Here is an 18,298-nt window from a genome sequence, read left to right on the forward strand (position 1 = left end):
CGCGATCCCCAGACCGGCGTCGAAGTCGCGCCTTGGCACCGTGCACGGCGGATCAACAGCGTCATGATGCTGTGCGGCCACTACGACAATTCCGGCGAGTTCGCCTATCGCGTCGGGCTTCCAGGAAAGAGCGGGGTCGGCGGCGGGATCCTCGCCATCGCTCCGGGCCAGGGCGCCATCGCCGTCTGGTCTCCCGGCCTGAATGAAGCGGGCACAAGCGCCGCCGGAGCAGTGGCGCTGGAAAAGCTCGTCGAACTGACGGGCTGGTCGGTGTTCGCGCCCTGAACCACCGAAGAGCGGGCGAGACTTATTCCCATGCTGCACTGCAGCGGCTAAGGGGCCGCCATGACCGATGGCGATACCGCCCTGCTACTGGCGCGCTTCCAGTTCGCCTTCACCGTGAGTTTCCATTTCATCTTTCCGGCCTTCTCGATCGGGCTCGCCTCCTACCTGGCGGTGCTCGAGGGCCTGTGGCTCCGGACCGGCCGCGAAGTCTATCTCAACCTCTTCAAATATTGGGTGAAAATCTTCGCGATCACGTTCGCCATGGGCGTCGTCTCCGGGATCGTCATGTCGTACCAGTTCGGCACCAACTGGTCGGTTTTCTCCGACCGGGCGGGGCCGATCATCGGGCCATTAATGGCCTATGAGGTGCTGACGGCCTTCTTCCTCGAGGCGGGCTTTCTTGGAGTCATGCTGTTCGGCATGAACCGTGTCGGCAAGGGCCTGCACTTCGCCGCCACCTGCATGGTGGCGATCGGCACGGGAATTTCCGCTTTCTGGATCCTGAGCGTCAACAGCTGGATGCACACGCCGGTCGGCTGGGCAATCAACGAGGTGGGGCAGTTCGTTCCGGCGGCCGGATGGCTTGAGATCATCTTCAATCCCAGCTTCCCCTATCGCCTCGTTCACACCGTCATTGCGGCCTATCTGACCACCGCATTGGTCGTCGGCGGAGTTGGCGCCTGGCATCTGCTGAAGCGCCGCGACACGCCTGAAGTCCGCAAGATGTTCTCGATGGCGATGTGGATGGCGGCGCTGGTTGCGCCGGTCCAGGCGGTCGTCGGCGATTTCCATGGCCTCAACACGCTCCATCATCAGCCGCAAAAGGTGATGGCCATGGAGGGGCATTTCGACTCCTATCCGGACGGCGCGCCCCTGATCCTGTTCGGCTGGCCGGACGAGGAAGCGGAAGTCGTGCGCGGCGCGATCGCCATTCCGAACCTCTCCTCGCTGATTCTCCATCATGACTGGAATGCCCCGGTCGAGGGCCTCAAGACGGTGCCGCGGGACGAGCGGCCGCCGGTGGCGATCGTCTTCTGGTCGTTCAGAATCATGGTCGGGCTGGGGCTGCTGATGATCAGCCTCGGCCTGTGGAGCCTCTTCGCGCGCTATCGTCGTCGGCTGTACGAGTGGCGCCTGCTCCACCGCTTTGCCCTCGTGATGGGGCCGGCCGGATTCGTGGCGGTGATCGCCGGCTGGGTAACGACCGAAGTCGGCCGCCAGCCTTATGTGGTCTACGGGCTGCTTCGAACGGCCGACGCCGTATCGCCGATCGCCGCTCCGGGAGTCAGCGGTTCCCTGCTCGCCTTCGTGATCGTCTATCTGACCGTCTTTGCGGCTGGGACGATCTACATCCTCCGGCTGATGTCGTCGCCGCCACATGCCGGCGAGCCGCAGCCAGCGCACGCGCCGATCCGAACCGCCGGAATCACCCCCGCACCTTCGGTCGATCGTCGAGAAAGCGATCCCAGGCCGGACCGGGCGGAGGAGACGCGCTGATGGACCTGACCGTGATCTGGGCCTTTCTCATCGCCTTCGCCGTCGCGGCCTATGTTGTGATGGACGGATTCGATCTCGGAATCGGAATCCTCTTTCCCGCCTTTCGGGTGGGGACCGAGCGGGACCAGGCGATGAACGCCATCGCGCCGGTCTGGGACGGCAACGAAACCTGGCTCGTGCTGGGCGGCGGCGGCCTTCTGGCCGCTTTCCCGCTCGCTTACGCGATCGTCCTCCCGGCGCTCTACGCTCCGCTGATCGCCATGCTGCTTGGCCTGATCTTCCGCGGGGTCGCGTTCGAATTCCGCTGGCGCGATCCCGGGCATCGCAAGTTCTGGGACGCCGGCTTCTGCATCGGCTCGCTGGTGGCCACCTTCGCCCAGGGCGTCACGCTTGGGGCGCTGCTGCAGGGAATCGAAGTGGACGGCCGCGCCTATGCCGGAGGATGGTGGGACTGGCTTACGCCGTTCAGCCTCCTCACCGGCCTCAGCCTGGTAATCGGCTACGCCTTGCTGGGCGCCGGCTGGCTGATCTGGAAGACGGAAGGCGCGCTTCAGGCCGATGCGCGGCGTTTCGCTCGCTGGCTGACCCCGACCATGCTGGCGGCGATCGGCGCGGTGAGCCTCTTCACCCTGGTTCTGCTGCCCAAATATGTCGATCGCTGGCTCGACGAGCCGGGGCTCTATGTGACGGTGCCGATGCCCCTGCTCGTGGCGGTTATCGGCTTCGCCTTGTGGCGCAGCGTGGGTGCCGGCCGCGACTGGCTGCCGTTCCTCCTGACCCTTCTTCTTTTCCTGCTTTCGATGGCTGGGCTCGCCATTTCGATCTGGCCGGACGTGATTCCCGGAAGCGTCACCATCTGGCAGGCCGCCGCGCCCTACGAGAGCCAGTTGTTCATGCTTGTCGGAGCGCTTGTCCTGGTGCCGATCATCCTCGCCTACACCGCCTGGGCCTATTGGGTCTTCCGAGGCAAGGTGGACGAGGAAGGCTATCATGCCCATTGACGAGGATCGGCCGGTCTGGAAGCGACTGGCTTGGTTCGTCGCCCTGTGGGTGGCGGGGGTGGCCGCGGTGAGCGCGATCGCCTACCTGCTGCGCTGGTGGCTCCATTGACCGAACCGCCCCTGTTGTTGGTCGGAACTCGGGCCGGAGGCACGAGCGGCGCTTAGCAGCTACTGCCGCCCTCTCAATCGGCTTGGCCGCGATCAGCGCCTGAAGCCGAATCGGCGCATCAGTTCCTCACGGCTAGCTGTTTCGGCTTCCCCTCCCCGCATTCGGATGACGCGCTGATAAATGCCCGGACGAACCTGACGCCACCAGGGAAGGTCGATTGGCCCGTTCGTTTGCTCGAGATAGGCCAGATATTCATCCAAGGTCCGGAAGGTGCGCCCGCGCGCATAGGGAAGTCCGGAAACCCCGTCGGTCGAATCGGATAGGTTCATCCGTCCTTCTCCTCGATCCTGCCGCTCAACCGCAACGCTGCCGGGCGCTTGTGCGCACGCGCTTGTGGCTGCGCAGACGACAAGGGCAACAGGCGCAACCATCTGGAAGTTGATCGGCTTCATTGGTCCTCCTGCTGCACAGCATTAGGACGCCTGCGGATTTGCGGGTGGGGGCTCATCGTGTATTTGGCACGTCTCATCGGGATCGATACCCCTTTCCACTGAAGCGCACAGTTCCCGGCGTCCGGCCACTGTCCGAAGTGGCTTTACAACTATCGATAAATGATGATCTTTTCTGCTTCTCACCTCGATTCTTGCGGATCTTGGTCCGGTCTCTCCACTTCATTCAGGGGGCTCATCGAAATGTCGTCACCATTTGTCAGGATCGACGAAGACGGACGCGTCGTTTTCATCAACGAAGACGACAAGGATTATTTCCAGCGCGGCGCAACTTGGAACGCTGATCCAGCCGTAGCCATAGGCGCCGAAATCTCCAGAAGCTTGGCGACATTCGCCACTCACTCTGACGCGACTGTTCCGGGCTCTCTTTCCGGTGTCGAGTCTTACGATTTGCTCGCCATCAATCTGGTTGCCGGCCAGACCTATTCCTTCGCTTATCGCGGCACCGCGACCGACGGCATCGAGGACCCGTATCTTGGACTGTTCGGACCGGGGCTCACCTATATCACCGAGGATGACGACGGCGGCGCCGGCCGTACCTCACTGATCACCTACACGCCCTCGGTAAGTGGGACCCATTATCTCTACCTCACGTCCTGGTACACGATCGATACGGGCAATCCGGCTCTCGACACCGGCAATTACAGCATCGATGTTTGGGTGGCGGACCCGGCGCATGACGCGCCCGACAGCTTCGCCGGTGCCGTCGAGATCGATCTCGGCACCTCTTTCGGCCACCTGACCCCCGCCGGCGACGCCGACATGTATCGGATCGAGATGACGGAGGGGCTGGTCTATGCCTTCAATCTCGCCGGCGGCGTTTCGGGAAGTGCCGATTTCACCGCTGCTCCCGGTGACCTTATCGCCAATGTCGAGCTATTTGACGGCGACGGCAATCTCATCGACTGGAATGTCAATTACGAGACCGGTCTGACCTATTTCGCGGCCGAAAGTGGCACCTATTATGTCAGAGTCTCACCCTATGAGCAGGCGGGCCTTCCCGATTTGACGGGCGGCTACACGCTCGACGTCGCCGAGATCAATCCGGCCGACTACGATCCCCTCGACTCGATCAATTGGTTCTCCGCCAACAATGTCGAATTCGTTGAGGTGAACGGGGTCAAGACAGCCTACGTCTATTTTGGCGACTCCGGGGAGAATTTCGGTCAGCTCGCGGACGATGGCGTCTCACCGATGGTGACCATCGACTGGAACGACTATGAGAAGCAGCAGGTGATGCTGGCGCTCGAAGAGTTCGAGAAGATACTCGGCGTGGAATATGAGATCACGACAGATGTCAGCCAGGCGACGTTCCGGCTGCTCAAGACCGAGTCTCAGGATTATGGCGCCTATTTCTATCCTCAGGACCCGGCGTCCTACGGCGACGATCAGGGGATTGGCGTGTTCAACGTCCTCAGCGGCGGCTGGAACCTTCCGGGCCAGCCGAGCCTCGAACGCGGCGGCCACGCCTTTGGCGTGATCCTTCACGAGTTCGGCCATGCGCACGGCCTTTCGCACCCGCACGACCGCGGCGGTGGGTCGGATGTCATGCTGGGAGTCAACGGATCCACCGGGTCTTACGGGGTCTATAATCTCAACCAGGGCGTCTACACGGTCATGTCGTACAACGATGCCTGGGACTTCCATCCCGACGGGCCGTCATCCTTTACCATTGCGGGTATCGACAACGGCTGGTCGGCAACGCTCAGCGCCTTTGATATTGCCGTGCTTCAGCAGCGTTACGGCGTGCACGACCACAATACTGGCGACGATGTGTACGCCTTGACCGACGTCGTGGACGACGCCTTCTATCAGACTATCTGGGACACGGGCGGGGTCGACACGATCGCCTATGACGGTCCGCGCGACGCGCAAATCGATCTCACCGCCGCCACTCTCGATTATTCCCCCACGGGCGGGGGCGTCCTTTCCTTCCTGCGCAACCTCCCAGGATTGCCTGGGTCCCAGGAGATCAAGGGCGGCTACACCATCGCTCACGGAGTCGTGATCGAGAATGCGACGGGTGGTTCCGGCAACGACCTGCTGATCGGCAATGCCGTCGCCAACACGCTCAACGGCAATGCCGGCGATGACGTGCTGATTGGCGGCAAAGGCGCCGATCTGCTGGACGGCGGATCAGGGTTCGATACCGTCAGCTACGCCAGCGCCGCGGAGCGAGTGAAGGCTGGTCTCCCAGGATCCGGCTCTCAAGGCGATGCCGCGGGTGATAGATATGTCTCGATCGAGAAGCTGATCGGAAGCAAGTTCAACGACGAGCTTGACGGGGGCAATGGGAGCGACTCACTCGACGGCTTCGAGGGCGATGACCTGATCAGCGGCGGTAACGGCAAGGACTCGCTCTGGGGAGGTGCCGGCAACGACAGTCTCTCCGGCGGCAACGATCGTGACTCGCTGGAAGGGGATGACGGCAACGATTTCCTCGACGGCGGCAATGATCAGGACGTGCTGAATGGCGGAGCCGGCGATGACACGCTGAAGGGCGGCAATGACGTCGACCAGCTGAACGGCGGCGACGGTACCGACTATCTGGACGGCGGCAACGGCAATGACCGGCTGAACGGCGGCGCCGGCGACGACACGCTCCGCGGCGGCAACGGCAGGGATATGTTCGCGTTCACCGAAGCCGGCGGCGCCGACGTCATCAGCGACTTCAGGCGCGGTCAGGACAAGATCGATCTGAGCGGGATCGACGCCATTGCCGGCGGCGGAGACGACGCCTTCATCTGGGTTGGAAGCAATGCCTTCAGCGGGGCGGCTGGCCAATTGCGCGCCTATAGCAGCGGCGGCAGTCACTTCCTTGCCGGTGACATCGACGGCGACAGCATTGCCGACTTCACGATCCAGACAACCGTTCCGATTACGACCACCGACCTGCTATTCTGACCGGGTAGACAAAGTCCGCGGCGTCCCGGCTCTCGGGACGCCGCGGTCTCGATCTTGAGGTCGATCCGGTCGCCTCAGGCTGCCATCCACTCCCGCACCCGCCGCTCGAGCACGGTGAGCGGCATCGAACCACTGAGCAGAAGGGCATCGTGGAAGGCCTTGATGTCGAAGCGCGAGCTTAGTCTCCGCTCGGCCTCGGCACGTAGGTCGGCGATCACCGTCTGGCCGATCTTGTAGGCGGTCGCCTGACCAGGCCAGACGCTGTAGCGCTCGATTTCCCGGATCGCGACGCCCTCGGGTTCGGCGGCATTGTCGACCATGTAACGGATCGCCTGCTCGCGACTCCAGCGCTTGTCGTGAAGTCCGGTATCGACGACCAGCCGGACGGCTCGGAACAGGTAGGACTGGAGATAGCCGATCCGGCCGAACGGATCGTCGGCGTAGACGCCGAGTTCGTCGGCTACGCGCTCGGCATAAAGCGCCCAGCCTTCATTATAGGCGGAGAAGCCTCCGGCTCGGCGGTAGAGCGGAAGCTCGCCCTGCTCGCGCGCGATCGAGCCCTGGAAGAGATGTCCCGGAACCGCCTCGTGATAGGTGAGGGTGGGAAGGCCGTATTTCGGCCAGTCATGCGTGTCCTTGAGGTTGATGTAATAAGCGCCGGGTCGCGAGCCGTCGAGCGACGGCGCCTGCGCATAGCCGCCCGGCGCCCCGGCCTCGATCGACGGCGGGACGCGCCGGATCTCCATCCGGGCGTTCGGAATGGTGCTGAACATGCGCGGAAGCAGCGCCCGCATCGCTTCCATCTGCCGGTTCAGATCGGCAAGCAGCTGCTCGCGGCCGGCGTCCGTATTGGGGTAAAGGAAACGCTCTTCCCGGTTGATGGCATTCAACCGCTCGCCCACCGAGCCGCGGGTATAGCCTTGCGCGCGGAGCATCCCGTCGATCTCGGACTGGAGCTGAGCCACCTGTTCGAGTCCCATCCGATGGACCTCGTCCGGGCTCAGATTGGTCGTGTTGTTGGCCTTGAGCGCGTAGGCATAATAAGCGTCCCCCGCCGGCAGCCTCCAGACACCGGCGTCATGCACGGCTTCGCGGCGGATCCGGCGAAGCTCGGCAATCTGTCGGCCAAGCGCCGCGTTGATCGGACCGGTCACGATCTGCGTCGCCCGTCGTCCCCAATCGCCGCCAATATTCTGTTCTCCGGTGCGGCGCACGATCGAACGGACCAGGCTCGTCTCGGCGGCGGGCGTGGCTCGAAGCTGCTCGAGATTGCTGACCGCCTTGTCGATGACGAAATCGGGCGGGACGACGCCGATGGAAGCGTCATGGCGGATCCGCCCCGATTCCTGATCGAGCACTCGGGCAAAGGCTTCGAGGCGGGAAAGATAGGCCTCGGCATCCTCGGCGCTGCGCACCGGGTGTTGGGAATCGAGGAAGTCCGGAAGGCTGTAATAGGCACCGCCGAGCTGGGTGACGAGATAGGGGTTCGGGCGCCCGCCGGCGCTGCCGTACCGGAAGCGGGCCCCTTCGGCGGCAACCGACTGGCGGAAGTCGGCAATGTCGAAGTTGAGCTGTCCGGCCGGTGACAACCCCTCGCGCCCGAAAGCCTGGAGCTGACGGTAACGCGCCACCGCTTCCGCGCGCTCTTCATTGGCCTTGGCCAGCGAAGCGTCGCCGAGCTGCCCACGCAGATAAGCAAGCTCGCCAGTGTCGAGCCCGAGATTGGTGGCGAAGGTCGGCGCTTCACGCAAATCCTCGTCAAACCAGCCTTGCAGCATCTGGTGGAGCGCCGCATCCCGCTCCGCGGGAGACCCGCGCGGTACCGTCGCGCAGCCGGAGAGCGTGACGAGCCCGAGCGCGGTCGAGCTGACGAGGAATTGGCGGCGATCGAACATGGGCCCTCCTGCTTTGACAGAGGTCCTAATCACCGTCTCCGGACGGCGCAACGATGTCCCAGGATCGAAATCGAACGGGTGCGGCCTTGCTGCACTGCAACATCCGCTCTATATGGCCGGCGAACCTTTTCCCTGCTCGAAAGTTGAACTGAGATGAGCCTGCGCAACGTGGCGATCATCGCCCACGTCGATCACGGCAAGACCACCCTTGTCGACCAGTTGTTCCGCCAATCCGGCACCTTCCGCGAGAACCAGCGCGTGGAGGAGCGAGCGATGGATTCCAACGATCTCGAAAAAGAGCGTGGAATCACCATTCTGGCCAAGTGCACCTCGGTCGAATGGACCGGTGCAGGCGACGGGCAGGAGCCGGTTCGGATCAATATCGTCGATACGCCGGGCCACGCCGACTTCGGCGCCGAAGTCGAGCGGATCCTGTCGATGGTGGATGGAGTCATCCTGCTCGTCGACGCCGCCGAAGGGCCGATGCCGCAGACCAAGTTCGTTACCGGCAAGGCACTCAGCCTGGGGCTCAGGCCGATCGTCGTCGTCAACAAGATCGACCGTCCGGATGCCCGGCCGGCCGAAGTGCTCGACGAGGTCTTCGAACTCTTCCTCAGTCTCGATGCCAATGACGAGCAGCTCGACTTCCCGACCCTCTATGCGAGCGGCCGCGCCGGCTATGCGGGGCGAAGCGACGACGTTCGGTCGGGCGACCTGACGCCGCTGTTCGAGGCCATCGTTTCCCACGTGCCGGAGCCGGGTCTCGACTCCGCCGGGCAGTTCAAGATGCTCGCCACTCTGCTCGATCGCGATCCCTTCCTTGGTCGAATTCTCACCGGTCGGATCGAAAGCGGCCGGCTGGACGTCAACATGCCGATCAAGGCGATCGACGTTGACGGCAACGAGGTCGAAGCCGGGCGAGCGACCAAGGTTTTCGCCTTCCGCGGCCTCGAACGGGTCCCGGTGGAGAGCGCCTCGGCCGGGGACATCGTCGCCATTGCCGGACTCACCAAGGCGACGGTCTCGAACACGATCGCCGATCCGGCGGTGACCGAGCCGCTCAAGGCCCGGCCGATCGATCCGCCGACGCTGGCGATGAGCTTCAGCGTCAACGACAGCCCCTATGCCGGGCGCGACGGCGACAAGGTGCAGAGCCGGGTCATCCGCGAGCGACTGATGCGCGAATCCGAAGGCAATGTCGCGATCCGGGTCACGGAAAGCGCGGACAAGGATGCGTTCGAAGTGGCGGGCCGGGGCGAGCTCCAGCTCGGCGTGCTGATCGAAACGATGCGACGGGAGGGCTTCGAGCTGTCGATCAGCCGTCCCCGCGTCCTTTTTCGTGACGGTCCCAATGGGCGCGAGGAGCCCTATGAAACCGTCGTCATCGACGTTGACGACGAGTTCAGTGGAACCGTCGTCGAGAAGATGGCTCAGCGCAAGGCCGAGATGGTCGACATGCGTCCGTCCGGCGGAGGCAAGACGCGCCTTACCTTCTCGGCCCCGTCACGCGGCCTGATCGGCTATCATGGCGAATTCCTGTCCGATACGCGCGGCACCGGGATCATGAACCGGCTCTTCGAGAAATATGGTCCCTACAAGGGCCCCATCCAGGGCCGCCAGAACGGCGTTCTGATCTCGATGGAGCAGGGCGAGGCGGTCGCCTATGCTCTGAATGCCCTGGAAGAGCGAGGAATCCTTTTCATCTCTCCCGGCGAGAAGCTCTACGAAGGCATGATCATCGGCGAGAATGCCAAGCCGCAGGACCTCGAAGTCAATCCGCTCAAGTCGAAGCAGCTCACCAACTTCCGCGCCAGCGGCAAGGACGAGGGCATCCGCCTCACCCCGCCGCGCCGGATGACGCTCGAGCAGGCGATTGCCTATATTCAGGACGACGAGCTGGTCGAGGTCACGCCCAAGGTGATCCGGATCCGCAAGCGCCATCTCGACCCGCACGAGCGCAAGCGCCAGTCGCGCAAGGCCGAAGCAGCCTAGCGTCCGCCCCGATGCCGCGATAGCGTCTCCCCATGGGGGAAGATGCCATGTCGTTTCGGTTCGCCGCCGGGCTCCTGATCGCAATGTCGCCGGTGCCAGCCATGGCCATGGCGCAGGAACGCGCCTTCGACTCGGCGTTGCGCAAATTTCGCCAGCTGCACAGCGCCGAGGTTCGCCGATCGGGGATCGTCGGGAGCAGCTTCTATTTCGTTCGCGACGGCCAGACCGTGGTCGCCGATCATCTGGGCGAACAGGATGCGGAGGCTGGGGTGCCGGTGGACTCGGCAACCATCTACCATTGGGCCTCCATCACCAAGACGATGACCGGTATCGCGATCATGCAGCTGCGCGATCGCGGTCTATTGTCGCTCGACGATCCGATCGTCCGCTACGTGCCGGAGCTCGCTCGCGTTCATAACCCCTTCGGCGACACGGAGGCGATCACCCTTCGCCAGCTGATGAGCCACAGCGCCGGCTTCCGGAACGGCACCTGGCCCTGGCGGGACCAGGAATGGCAACCGTTCGAGCCTCCCAGCTGGGCGCAGCTTGAGGCGATGCTTCCCTATACTGAGGTGCTGTTTCGCCCCGGTTCCCGCTACAGCTATTCCAATCCCGGGATCGTCTATCTGGGACAGGTCATTGAGCGACTCTCAGGCGAAGACTTCGAAACCTATGTCGACAAGAACATCCTGAAGCCGCTCGGCATGCATTCCAGCTACTTCGACCGGACTCCGCCGCATCTCCTCCGGCATCGGTCGCATAGTTATTACCTGCGCGACGGTCGCCGGATCGCTGCGCCGTTCGATGTCGACACCGGCGTTACCGTTTCGAATGGCGGTCTCAACGCGCCGCTGCCGGACATGGCACGCTATCTCGCTTTCCTGCTCGGCGATCCTGCGCGTCAGCAGGAATATGACCTCATCCTGAGGCGGCCCTCGCTCGAAGAGATGTGGCAGCCGCAGGTCTCGGCCGGCGAAGATTTCACTCAGGGCCGAATGGCGCCCTCGACCCAGAGCGGTCTCACCTTCTTCATCGACGCCGCCGGGCCAGTGCGATTCGTCGGGCACAATGGCGACCAGAACGGCTTTCGAGCCTATCTCAGCTTCTGCCCCGATCATCGTGCCGGCAGCCTGCTTGCCTTCAACACCGAGACCCGGCCGGTCCGCAACGACCCCGCCAACCGGGATTCCGCCGAATCGCGCATCGCGCTTGCCAGTGATCGTCTTTGTGAGGCGCTTGCCGGCGCCGACTGACTGTCGTCGAGACGGACGATCAGGGACGGAGCAGGGTACGGCTCCTGGCCTGGGCATCGACGGCCGCGCGGCTGAAAAGCATCGGCTTCATGTCGCCGGCTATCCATGGCTCGTACAGGTCGCGATAGTGAGGAGAGCGCGGATCATTGGACTGACCTGGCAGGTTGAGCATCAGCGAATTGTCCCAATTGCCGACGTCGATGACCTGGAAATAGCTCGCGCCGCCGGTGACGTTCCATCCTCCACCGCTTCGAAGCCATCGCGCCATCACCGTGTAGGAATCGCCGCCCGATCCCTGCCCCTCGATTGCCGGAAAGGCTGCAGCGATCGCCGGTATGGCGGAGAGGGGGTGTCTGATTCTCACCTGGTGCAAGGTCGCCCAGCGCCACGCTCCAGGGTCGGGGCCGAGCAATTCGACCGCGCGGCTCCAAGCGGCGCCGAGCGCGGCATCGAACAAGGCGTCGCGGGCTTCAACAGGATTGGCGCCGAGGCGCTCGTCGGGGCGGGCGAGCAGGCCCAGCAGAACCGATGGAGAGATCTCGTCGACCAGCCCCCGTGCGCGCTCGGGAACGATCGTTTCGAGCATCCGCGTGGCGAGTTCGCGCCAGAGGATCTGGAACAAGGCTGCCGGGCCGCTCTCGGCCTCGAGTCTTCCGTCCCATCCGCGCAGAAGATCGATCGCTCGCTCCGCCTCCGGCGAGCCTTGAGCGGGCAGTAGAGCGACGAGTTGCCGCGCAGGGGTGGAGAGAGTGTCGTGAAGGAGCTCGACACTGTCGGCAAGGCTGTGCCTGGGCTGACTTGCGAGCACCTCCGCAATGCGGTTGTACCGGTAGGGATCGCGGAAGGAAAAGGCCGGAATCCGGTCGCGCGGCCAGTCTTCCGGCAGATTGTTCTGGTTGGCGGACGCGAACCAACCCTTTGCGGGATTATACTCGCTGGGCAGCGACCGGAAATCGCGCATTCCCGTCCAATCGAATCGGCCATCGCCGGGCACCGGCATCAGGCCGTCTCCCCTGCGGCGGACCGGAAGGAAACCGATCACCTGCCAGCCATGATTCCCGTCAATGTCGGCATAATGGAAGTTGGTCGGCGACGGATGAAACCTGAAGGCATCGCGCTGCAGGCTTTCCCAATCACGCGCGAGATTGATCGCGATCATTGCAAAGGCGCCGCTGGCCCCCGGCTGCAGTTCGACCGCGGCGAGCGCCGTTGCTCGACGCCTCGATGGATCGTGCGATAGAACCGGTCCCTGAACGGCATAGCGCAAGGTCACACGTTGCGGAGCGGCTCCCTTGACCGGGATTGTAACATTCACGCTCTCCAACCGCCTCCAGCCGCCCTCGTGACGGTATCGCTCCGGGTCGGACGGGTGGAGCTCGAGAATGAACAGATCGTCCTGGTCGATGTGGAAATTGGTTCGGCCGAACGCGAACCGGTCGGTATGGCCCTGCATGATCCCCGCAAGGCCCGGGAAGCCGGCACCGATCACGTCCAGACCGGGAGCGGTGAGATGGGCGACGTGCCGCGGCCCGAAGCCGCCTATGCCAAGATGCGGATCGTTGGCGAGGATTGGCCGGCCGGTAGCGCTGCGACCGGGCGCGATCGTCCAGGCATTGCTCCCGTCATCGCCTCGATCTCTACGCTCTGAGGTGCGTATCGAAGCGGTGGGGCCTGGATCGGGATCGGGCGCAAGCGCCTCGATCGGAAGCCCTCCCAAAGCCAGCACCCCCAGGTCGGCCTCGGAAACGGCCGCCGCATCCAGGCCCTCGGGGACGGTCAAGGTCCAATCGGGGCGCAAGGGGGCAATCACCGAATCAAGGCCGATTAGCTCCATCCCCGCGAGGCGGGCGCGACGAACCTCGTCCTCGACGTTCCCGAACGATGTGCCCCGGGCCAGTAGCAGGTCGAGCAGGTTCCACTTCAACGGCTCGATCCCGAGAATTCCGTACTCGAGAGGCAGCAAGGCCGGATCGGCCAGCACTTCGTCGATCCGGGCATTGATACCGGCGACATAGGCCTGTGCGCAGGCGACCAGGTTTGCCGGCACCCGAGCCAGTTCCTGATCGAGATCGCCACGGAAGTGGAACAGCCGAGCAGCAGCGTCGTGGCGGACGAACTCCGCTCCGAACGCTTCAGCCATCCGCCCCAGTTCACGGCGGTGCCCCAGGTCGATCTGAAACAGCCTGTCGCGAGCAACGACGTAACCCTGCCCGAAAAAGGCGTCGGGGATCGAGCCTGCCCTGATGTGGGGAACGCCATAAGGATCATCGATGATCTCGATCGGCGCGGTCGGACCGGCGACGCTCACCGGACGGGTGACCGCCACCGGCATCCCTTCCCCGGCGCGGCAGCCGGCGTTCGAAAGCGCCGCCGTTGCGGCGGAACCGAGCAGGAAGGAGCGGCGGGTGAACATCGGCAACATCCCTCGTCGATCCGTTACGCTAGCGGTCGGCTTCGCGCGGGTCGCATCAAAAGCGCTTGGGCGACCATAGGGTCAGGCTATGGCGGCCGCCTTCCGTCACTTGGCCTCGCAGGAGAGCAGCCTGTTCCAGAGCCTCGCCAACATGTGAGCAGGAAATAAGGATCGGAGACGGACCCGAAACGGCCGCCGCTCGTTTGGCGATCGAGAGGAGGACGATGTGAGACCTATCCTTTTGCTTGCGCTCGTGCCGCTTGCGGCCTGCAGCGTCGACAATGACGGCACCAACGATCAGGTGACCTTCGAATATAATGAGCAGCGGGTCGAAGAAGCGGCCGAAGACGCTTCCAACGTCGCCCGGGAGGTCGGATCCAGCGTCGCCAATGTCGCCGACACTACCGGCGATGCCATTGCCAACGAGGTCGGCGATGTCGATGTGGACGTGAACCGCGACCGCACGGGCAATGAGCAGTAGCCGGCTCCAGTCCTGCCCCTCCGGTCGAGGCCTGCTGCCTTAGCTCGTCAGTCGCGAGGAGATCCGCTGGTGAGTGGCCTTCAGTCGGTCCACTCGGCCAGGATTCGCCGCCCAGAGCTGTCGGTTACCGCGATCCGGCTGTTTTCAAGGGCGATCAAACAGGTCGGCGGATCGTCCGGCCCCTCCGAACGACAAGCGATCGGCTGGCTGGTCGGAAGGCGTGCCAGTCGGCCTTCAATCACCAGCTGCAGTCCACGATCGAGGTCGATCTCCTCGGCCGGGACATTGACGACCAGCTCGTAGGGGCGCCCGTTGCGGCGCGCGGCTCGCGGCGCTCCCGCGGCGAAAAGTTCGACGAGACCCAACCTTCCGCTCGCTGATTCGGCGGCCGCGTTTACCGGAGCCGCGCTCGGGTCGCCAGGCTCTTCGGCAGGTTCGGGTGGAGGAGAAGCGACCGCGGCTGGTGAACTGGTGACGGGGCACTCGCCGACCCGGATCCAGGGGTGCGGGATCCAGAATCCTTCCGCGGCCTCGAAGGGAATGGTGCCGAGAAGGGCGCGGACCGCCTCGTCTTCCGTCCAGACCTGCGGAGTCACGCTTGCCCTCAGCGTCTGGCTGTCGGAGTCGTAGCTCCACCAGGCCCAGTCGCCCTCGTCTTCGCTGCTGGGGCCGGTACAGCCGAAAGGCAGTCGAAGCAGGAAGCGCCGACCGGCCAGAGCGACATTCTCCGGCGGCGGCGGGAGACCCCGAGCCACGGCATCGGCAGCCCGGGCGGCGGCATCGATCAGGTCGGCTCGAGTCAGTGGCGGCAAAGGCGCCGGAACGGCGGAGGCCTTCTCTCGGGCAGGTTGCGGCTGACTCTTTTCCGGCTCGACCCGCGGCGGGCTCGACATCAGCAGGACGCCCGCCAGAAGAAGGGCGACGAACACACTTGCGGCCAGCCAGGCCCGCCAATTCATGATTTGAGCCTTCCCAATCCCGTCCTCCAGAGTGCGGCTTGCAAGGATGTGAGCCGCTGTTGCTCCTGCCTCCTTGCCACAACAGGTACATGCGTCGCAAAGGTGGCGGAATGTCGCCCGACCAACTCGTCACCTTGCTGGTGCTCGCGGCCGTGATTGGCGCGCTGATTTGGGACAAGGTTCGGGCCGATGTCGTCGCTCTGGCCGGTGCCGCGGTACTGCTGGTCAGTGGCGTCGTTCGGCCCAGCGAGGTCCAGGGTGCCTTCGCCAGCCCGGCCCTGATCGCTCTCGCTTCGCTGTTCGTCATCGTCTATGCCATCGAGCTGTCGGGCCTGCTGGATCGACTCATCGGGCTATCGGTTCGACTCGGCAGGCTGCTGGGCGCTGCCGGCTTGTGGATCACGATCGCGCTGTGCGGCGCGGCCTCAGCTTTCCTCAACAACACGCCGATCGTCGTCCTCGCCGGGCCGGTGATCAAGGACACTGCCGAGCAGCTGAAGCTCAATCCGAAACGCTACCTCATGCCCCTGTCGTACATCTGCATCCTCGGCGGGTGCTGTACGTTGATTGGCACGTCGACCAACCTGCTGGTTTCCGACATGGCCCGAGTCTCGGGTCAACCGACCTTCGGGATATTCGAGATCGCTCCCGTCGGGCTGTGCGTGGCGGCGGCCGGAGCCATGTATCTTCTCTTCGCGAGTGGGCGTCTGTTGAAGGCGACCATCGGCGATTCCGGCCCCTCTTCCCTCGAGGGGCGGCACGATCGATGGGAAGCACAGGTCGGAGCTCCCGAAGTCTTCGCGCCGAACCACCCCCTCAACATCAGGAAAGCAGGTCTGGCCTTTCTCGTCTTTGTCGGAGTTGTCGCCGCGGCGGCGTTCAACGTGGCTCCGATCGCCGCCTCCGCCTTCGCCGGGGCCGTATTGCTGATCCTTCTGCGGGTGATCAGCGCCGACGAGGCCTATCGCGGTCTCCGCCCCGAAATCCTCCTCCTGATCGCGGGGATGGTGGTACTGGGAATCGCGCTCGAGGAAAGCGGCCTGGCGGGATCCGCGTCCGATGCGCTGGTGAGGTTCACCGAGCCGCTGGGACCCGTGCTCGCGCTTGCTCTCTTCTACGGAGCGACTCTGTTCTTCACCGAGGTGCTGTCCAATGCGACCGTTGCCGTCCTCTTCACGCCGGTTGCGGTAGCGCTTGCGGAGAGCCTGGGAGTCAGCCCACGCCCTTTCATCGTCGCGGTGATGATGGCGGCCAGCGCAGCTTTCGCCACCCCTTTCGGCTACCAGACCAACGTCCTCGTCTATCAGATGGGGCAGTACAATTACATGGACTTCGTCCGGGTCGGCCTGCCGCTCAACCTGATCACCTGGGCTGTCGGACTGATCGCCATTCTCACCTTCTTCCCGCTCTAGTGGCTTGCGGCCGGAAACTCCTGGATGTCTGGAGCGGCGTTTGCATTTGCCGTCACCCTCAGCATGATGGCCGCAAGCGAAGAGAGTAGGGAATATGCGCGGACAGGTGCTTGGCGTTGACACCCGCACCGGCGACGGGGTCGTCGTTGGAGACGATGGCCGACGCTATCGCTTCGGCCCGAGTGACTGGGCTGCTCGGGGCGAGCCCATGGTGGGAATGCAGGTCGACTTCGAAACCCATGAGAGCCGGGCGCTTAGTCTGTTCCCGGTTCCGGGCGCGACGCCCGTTCCGCCGCCTTCACCGACCCGGGCGGAGCCGCCAGGCGATCGCAACAAATATGTTGCGGCGATCATCGCCTTCCTTCTCGGTCCGCTCGGCATTCACCGCTTCTACCTCGGCCGGGTCGGCTCCGGCATCCTGATGCTGGTGCTGAGCTGTACCATAGTCGGTTTGCTCGTTTCGGTGCCATGGGCCTTTATCGACATGGTCCGCTATCTGGTCATGTCGGACCGGGAATTCGCCGCCCGCTACGCCCGCGAATAGGGCCGCCGTCTCACTCGGCCATCTGAAGGATATGATCCCATTCCTCATGGCGAACGGGTGAAACGGAAAGGCGAGACTGTCGGATCAGTTCCATCCCGGCCAGGGCTTGTTCCGCCTTGATGTCCTTGAGGGTGACGGGGCCGATGCCGCGGACCGGCTCGACCGGCACCTTCACCCAGCTGCCGTCCTCGCCGTCCGGTTGCTGTGCTCCGGCGATCCGCATGATCCCCACCACGGCACGCTCGTCTCCCGAGTGATAGAAGAAGGCCTGATCGCCCGGCTTCATCGCCCGGAGATGCAGCCGAGCGGCATTGTTGCGGACGCCGTCCCAATCGGTCCGGCCGTCGCGAACGAGATCGTCCCAGCTGTAGACGTGCGGTTCCGACTTCATCAGCCAATAGGCCATTGCTTGCGCTCCTCTCGCCATCGCTTCCCAGCGCCGGTAAAGCCTCCCCCATGAAGGCTCAACCGCAGACGATTCTGGTCCTGCTGATCGCGCTCTCGGCGTGCGGTGAGCAGGCGTCGGATCCCAATGCGCAAGGCTCGACCACTCCGCCCTATGTTCGCGCCGAAACCGATTCGCCGCTGAGCGGGACCGTAACTCCGGTCAGGATCGGCGACTTGGGACCCAATTTCGCTGCCTGCAACGCGCGCGGGGCAACCCGCGATCGGGTCGGTGCCGGTTCGGTCCCGGTTCGAGCGGCCCCGTTCGAGCCCGCCGAGCAGATCGACAGCCTCGAATCAGGGGCGGAGTTCTTCATCTGCTCACGAACTCACGATCAGCGTTGGATGGGAATCGTCTACGACGAAAGCCGGCAGGCGGCGGAGCGGTGTGGTGTTTCGGCGCCGGTGCCGGAGCGGCGAATCTACCAGGGCCCCTGTGCGGCCGGCTGGGTACCCAGCAGCAGAGTCCGCCTCGTCTCCGGAGTCCCGCACCAGCTTTTCGGCCCTCCGCCAACCGACTGATTTTGTAGACGAATTGATTTAGTTCCGCAGCTCGTCGCGGGACTCTCCCGACCCGCCGTAGGATCAAGTGTCAAAGCT

16 protein-coding genes (1 of these 16 running past the window's edge) are annotated in these 18,298 nt (G+C 64.1%); 11 read left to right on the forward strand and 5 right to left on the reverse strand.

Annotated elements, in window-relative coordinates; all coding sequences use genetic code 11:
* The 4 genes in view from ACRYLT_RS06820 to ACRYLT_RS06835 are tightly spaced (at most 60 nt apart) and all read left to right on the forward strand, a layout consistent with a single transcriptional unit that may run on beyond the window.
* On the forward strand, positions 1–285 hold the final stretch of the coding sequence (locus tag ACRYLT_RS06820; protein ID WP_482663336.1) for a glutaminase. Its footprint begins 636 nt before the window's first position; only the last 285 of its 921 coding nucleotides appear in the window; its start codon lies beyond the left edge, outside the window; it ends in the stop codon at positions 283–285.
* 60 nt (positions 286–345) lie between these two features.
* Entirely contained in the window at positions 346–1,782 is a 1,437-nt protein-coding gene (locus ACRYLT_RS06825) for a cytochrome ubiquinol oxidase subunit I (protein WP_482663337.1), read from the forward strand.
* Complete coding sequence (cydB, locus tag ACRYLT_RS06830; RefSeq protein WP_482665414.1) at positions 1,779–2,783, forward strand: cytochrome d ubiquinol oxidase subunit II; 1,005 nt, start codon at positions 1,779–1,781, stop codon at positions 2,781–2,783. The genes ACRYLT_RS06825 and cydB overlap by 4 nt, the downstream gene beginning before the upstream one ends.
* On the forward strand, positions 2,773–2,892 hold the full coding sequence (locus tag ACRYLT_RS06835; RefSeq protein WP_482663338.1) for a DUF2474 domain-containing protein: 120 nt from the start codon (positions 2,773–2,775) through the stop codon (positions 2,890–2,892). The genes cydB and ACRYLT_RS06835 overlap by 11 nt, the downstream gene beginning before the upstream one ends.
* 92 nt (positions 2,893–2,984) lie before the next feature.
* On the opposite strand, the gene ACRYLT_RS06840 is transcribed toward ACRYLT_RS06835, so the two are convergent.
* Positions 2,985–3,344 (reverse strand): hypothetical protein, encoded by a 360-nt coding sequence (locus tag ACRYLT_RS06840; RefSeq protein WP_482663339.1) that lies wholly within the window; start codon positions 3,342–3,344, stop codon positions 2,985–2,987.
* 240 nt (positions 3,345–3,584) lie between these two features.
* Between ACRYLT_RS06840 and ACRYLT_RS06845 the strand changes: the two genes are divergently transcribed.
* Positions 3,585–6,305 carry a M10 family metallopeptidase C-terminal domain-containing protein gene (locus ACRYLT_RS06845; RefSeq protein WP_482663340.1) on the forward strand — a complete coding sequence of 907 codons (2,721 nt, stop codon included), beginning with the start codon at positions 3,585–3,587 and terminating at the stop codon, positions 6,303–6,305.
* A gap of 74 nt (positions 6,306–6,379) precedes the next feature.
* Here the strand turns inward: ACRYLT_RS06845 and ACRYLT_RS06850 are convergent, their stop codons facing one another.
* Positions 6,380–8,200, reverse strand: coding sequence for a DUF885 domain-containing protein (locus tag ACRYLT_RS06850; protein WP_482663341.1), 1,821 nt, complete (start codon positions 8,198–8,200; stop codon positions 6,380–6,382).
* 153 nt (positions 8,201–8,353) lie between these two features.
* Between ACRYLT_RS06850 and typA the strand changes: the two genes are divergently transcribed.
* Positions 8,354–10,192 (forward strand): translational GTPase TypA, encoded by a 1,839-nt coding sequence (gene typA, locus ACRYLT_RS06855; RefSeq protein ID WP_482663342.1) that lies wholly within the window; start codon positions 8,354–8,356, stop codon positions 10,190–10,192.
* Positions 10,193–10,239: 47 nt separating this feature from the next.
* Complete coding sequence (locus tag ACRYLT_RS06860; RefSeq protein ID WP_482663343.1) at positions 10,240–11,445, forward strand: serine hydrolase domain-containing protein; 1,206 nt, start codon at positions 10,240–10,242, stop codon at positions 11,443–11,445.
* A gap of 19 nt (positions 11,446–11,464) precedes the next feature.
* Here ACRYLT_RS06860 and ACRYLT_RS06865 read toward each other — a convergent pair whose 3' ends face one another.
* Positions 11,465–13,858, reverse strand: a complete 2,394-nt coding sequence (locus ACRYLT_RS06865) for a penicillin acylase family protein (protein ID WP_482663344.1) — start codon at positions 13,856–13,858, stop codon at positions 11,465–11,467.
* Positions 13,859–14,084: 226 nt separating this feature from the next.
* Between ACRYLT_RS06865 and ACRYLT_RS06870 the strand changes: the two genes are divergently transcribed.
* Positions 14,085–14,339, forward strand: coding sequence for a hypothetical protein (locus tag ACRYLT_RS06870; protein ID WP_482663345.1), 255 nt, complete (start codon positions 14,085–14,087; stop codon positions 14,337–14,339).
* A gap of 80 nt (positions 14,340–14,419) precedes the next feature.
* Here ACRYLT_RS06870 and ACRYLT_RS06875 read toward each other — a convergent pair whose 3' ends face one another.
* Positions 14,420–15,298, reverse strand: a complete 879-nt coding sequence (locus ACRYLT_RS06875; protein ID WP_482663346.1) for a hypothetical protein — start codon at positions 15,296–15,298, stop codon at positions 14,420–14,422.
* Between the two features lie 110 nt (positions 15,299–15,408).
* Between ACRYLT_RS06875 and ACRYLT_RS06880 the strand changes: the two genes are divergently transcribed.
* Positions 15,409–16,710, forward strand: coding sequence for an SLC13 family permease (locus tag ACRYLT_RS06880; protein WP_482663347.1), 1,302 nt, complete (start codon positions 15,409–15,411; stop codon positions 16,708–16,710).
* Positions 16,711–16,804: 94 nt separating this feature from the next.
* Positions 16,805–17,254 (forward strand): TM2 domain-containing protein, encoded by a 450-nt coding sequence (locus ACRYLT_RS06885; protein WP_482663348.1) that lies wholly within the window; start codon positions 16,805–16,807, stop codon positions 17,252–17,254.
* A gap of 10 nt (positions 17,255–17,264) precedes the next feature.
* Here ACRYLT_RS06885 and ACRYLT_RS06890 read toward each other — a convergent pair whose 3' ends face one another.
* Positions 17,265–17,660, reverse strand: coding sequence for an EVE domain-containing protein (locus ACRYLT_RS06890; protein ID WP_482663349.1), 396 nt, complete (start codon positions 17,658–17,660; stop codon positions 17,265–17,267).
* Between the two features lie 50 nt (positions 17,661–17,710).
* Between ACRYLT_RS06890 and ACRYLT_RS06895 the strand changes: the two genes are divergently transcribed.
* On the forward strand, positions 17,711–18,220 hold the full coding sequence (locus ACRYLT_RS06895) for a hypothetical protein (RefSeq protein ID WP_482663350.1): 510 nt from the start codon (positions 17,711–17,713) through the stop codon (positions 18,218–18,220).
* Positions 18,221–18,298: the final 78 nt, after the last annotated feature.

The organism is Sphingosinicella sp. SM1-17 (assembly GCF_056821765.1).

Bases quoted from the DNA above. Each gene is read 5' to 3' on its own strand.
- ACRYLT_RS06825 (WP_482663337.1), top strand. From the start codon at position 346: ATGACCGATGGCGATACCGCCCTGCTACTGGCGCGCTTCCAGTTCGCC.
- ACRYLT_RS06835 (WP_482663338.1), top strand. From the start codon at position 2,773: ATGCCCATTGACGAGGATCGGCCGGTCTGGAAGCGACTGGCTTGGTTC.
- ACRYLT_RS06840 (WP_482663339.1), bottom strand. From the start codon at position 3,344: ATGAAGCCGATCAACTTCCAGATGGTTGCGCCTGTTGCCCTTGTCGTC.
- ACRYLT_RS06845 (WP_482663340.1), top strand. From the start codon at position 3,585: ATGTCGTCACCATTTGTCAGGATCGACGAAGACGGACGCGTCGTTTTC.
- ACRYLT_RS06850 (WP_482663341.1), bottom strand. From the start codon at position 8,200: ATGTTCGATCGCCGCCAATTCCTCGTCAGCTCGACCGCGCTCGGGCTC.
- typA (WP_482663342.1), top strand. From the start codon at position 8,354: ATGAGCCTGCGCAACGTGGCGATCATCGCCCACGTCGATCACGGCAAG.
- ACRYLT_RS06860 (WP_482663343.1), top strand. From the start codon at position 10,240: ATGTCGTTTCGGTTCGCCGCCGGGCTCCTGATCGCAATGTCGCCGGTG.
- ACRYLT_RS06865 (WP_482663344.1), bottom strand. From the start codon at position 13,858: ATGTTCACCCGCCGCTCCTTCCTGCTCGGTTCCGCCGCAACGGCGGCG.
- ACRYLT_RS06875 (WP_482663346.1), bottom strand. From the start codon at position 15,298: ATGAATTGGCGGGCCTGGCTGGCCGCAAGTGTGTTCGTCGCCCTTCTT.
- ACRYLT_RS06880 (WP_482663347.1), top strand. From the start codon at position 15,409: ATGTCGCCCGACCAACTCGTCACCTTGCTGGTGCTCGCGGCCGTGATT.
- ACRYLT_RS06885 (WP_482663348.1), top strand. From the start codon at position 16,805: ATGCGCGGACAGGTGCTTGGCGTTGACACCCGCACCGGCGACGGGGTC.
- ACRYLT_RS06890 (WP_482663349.1), bottom strand. From the start codon at position 17,660: ATGGCCTATTGGCTGATGAAGTCGGAACCGCACGTCTACAGCTGGGAC.
- ACRYLT_RS06895 (WP_482663350.1), top strand. From the start codon at position 17,711: ATGAAGGCTCAACCGCAGACGATTCTGGTCCTGCTGATCGCGCTCTCG.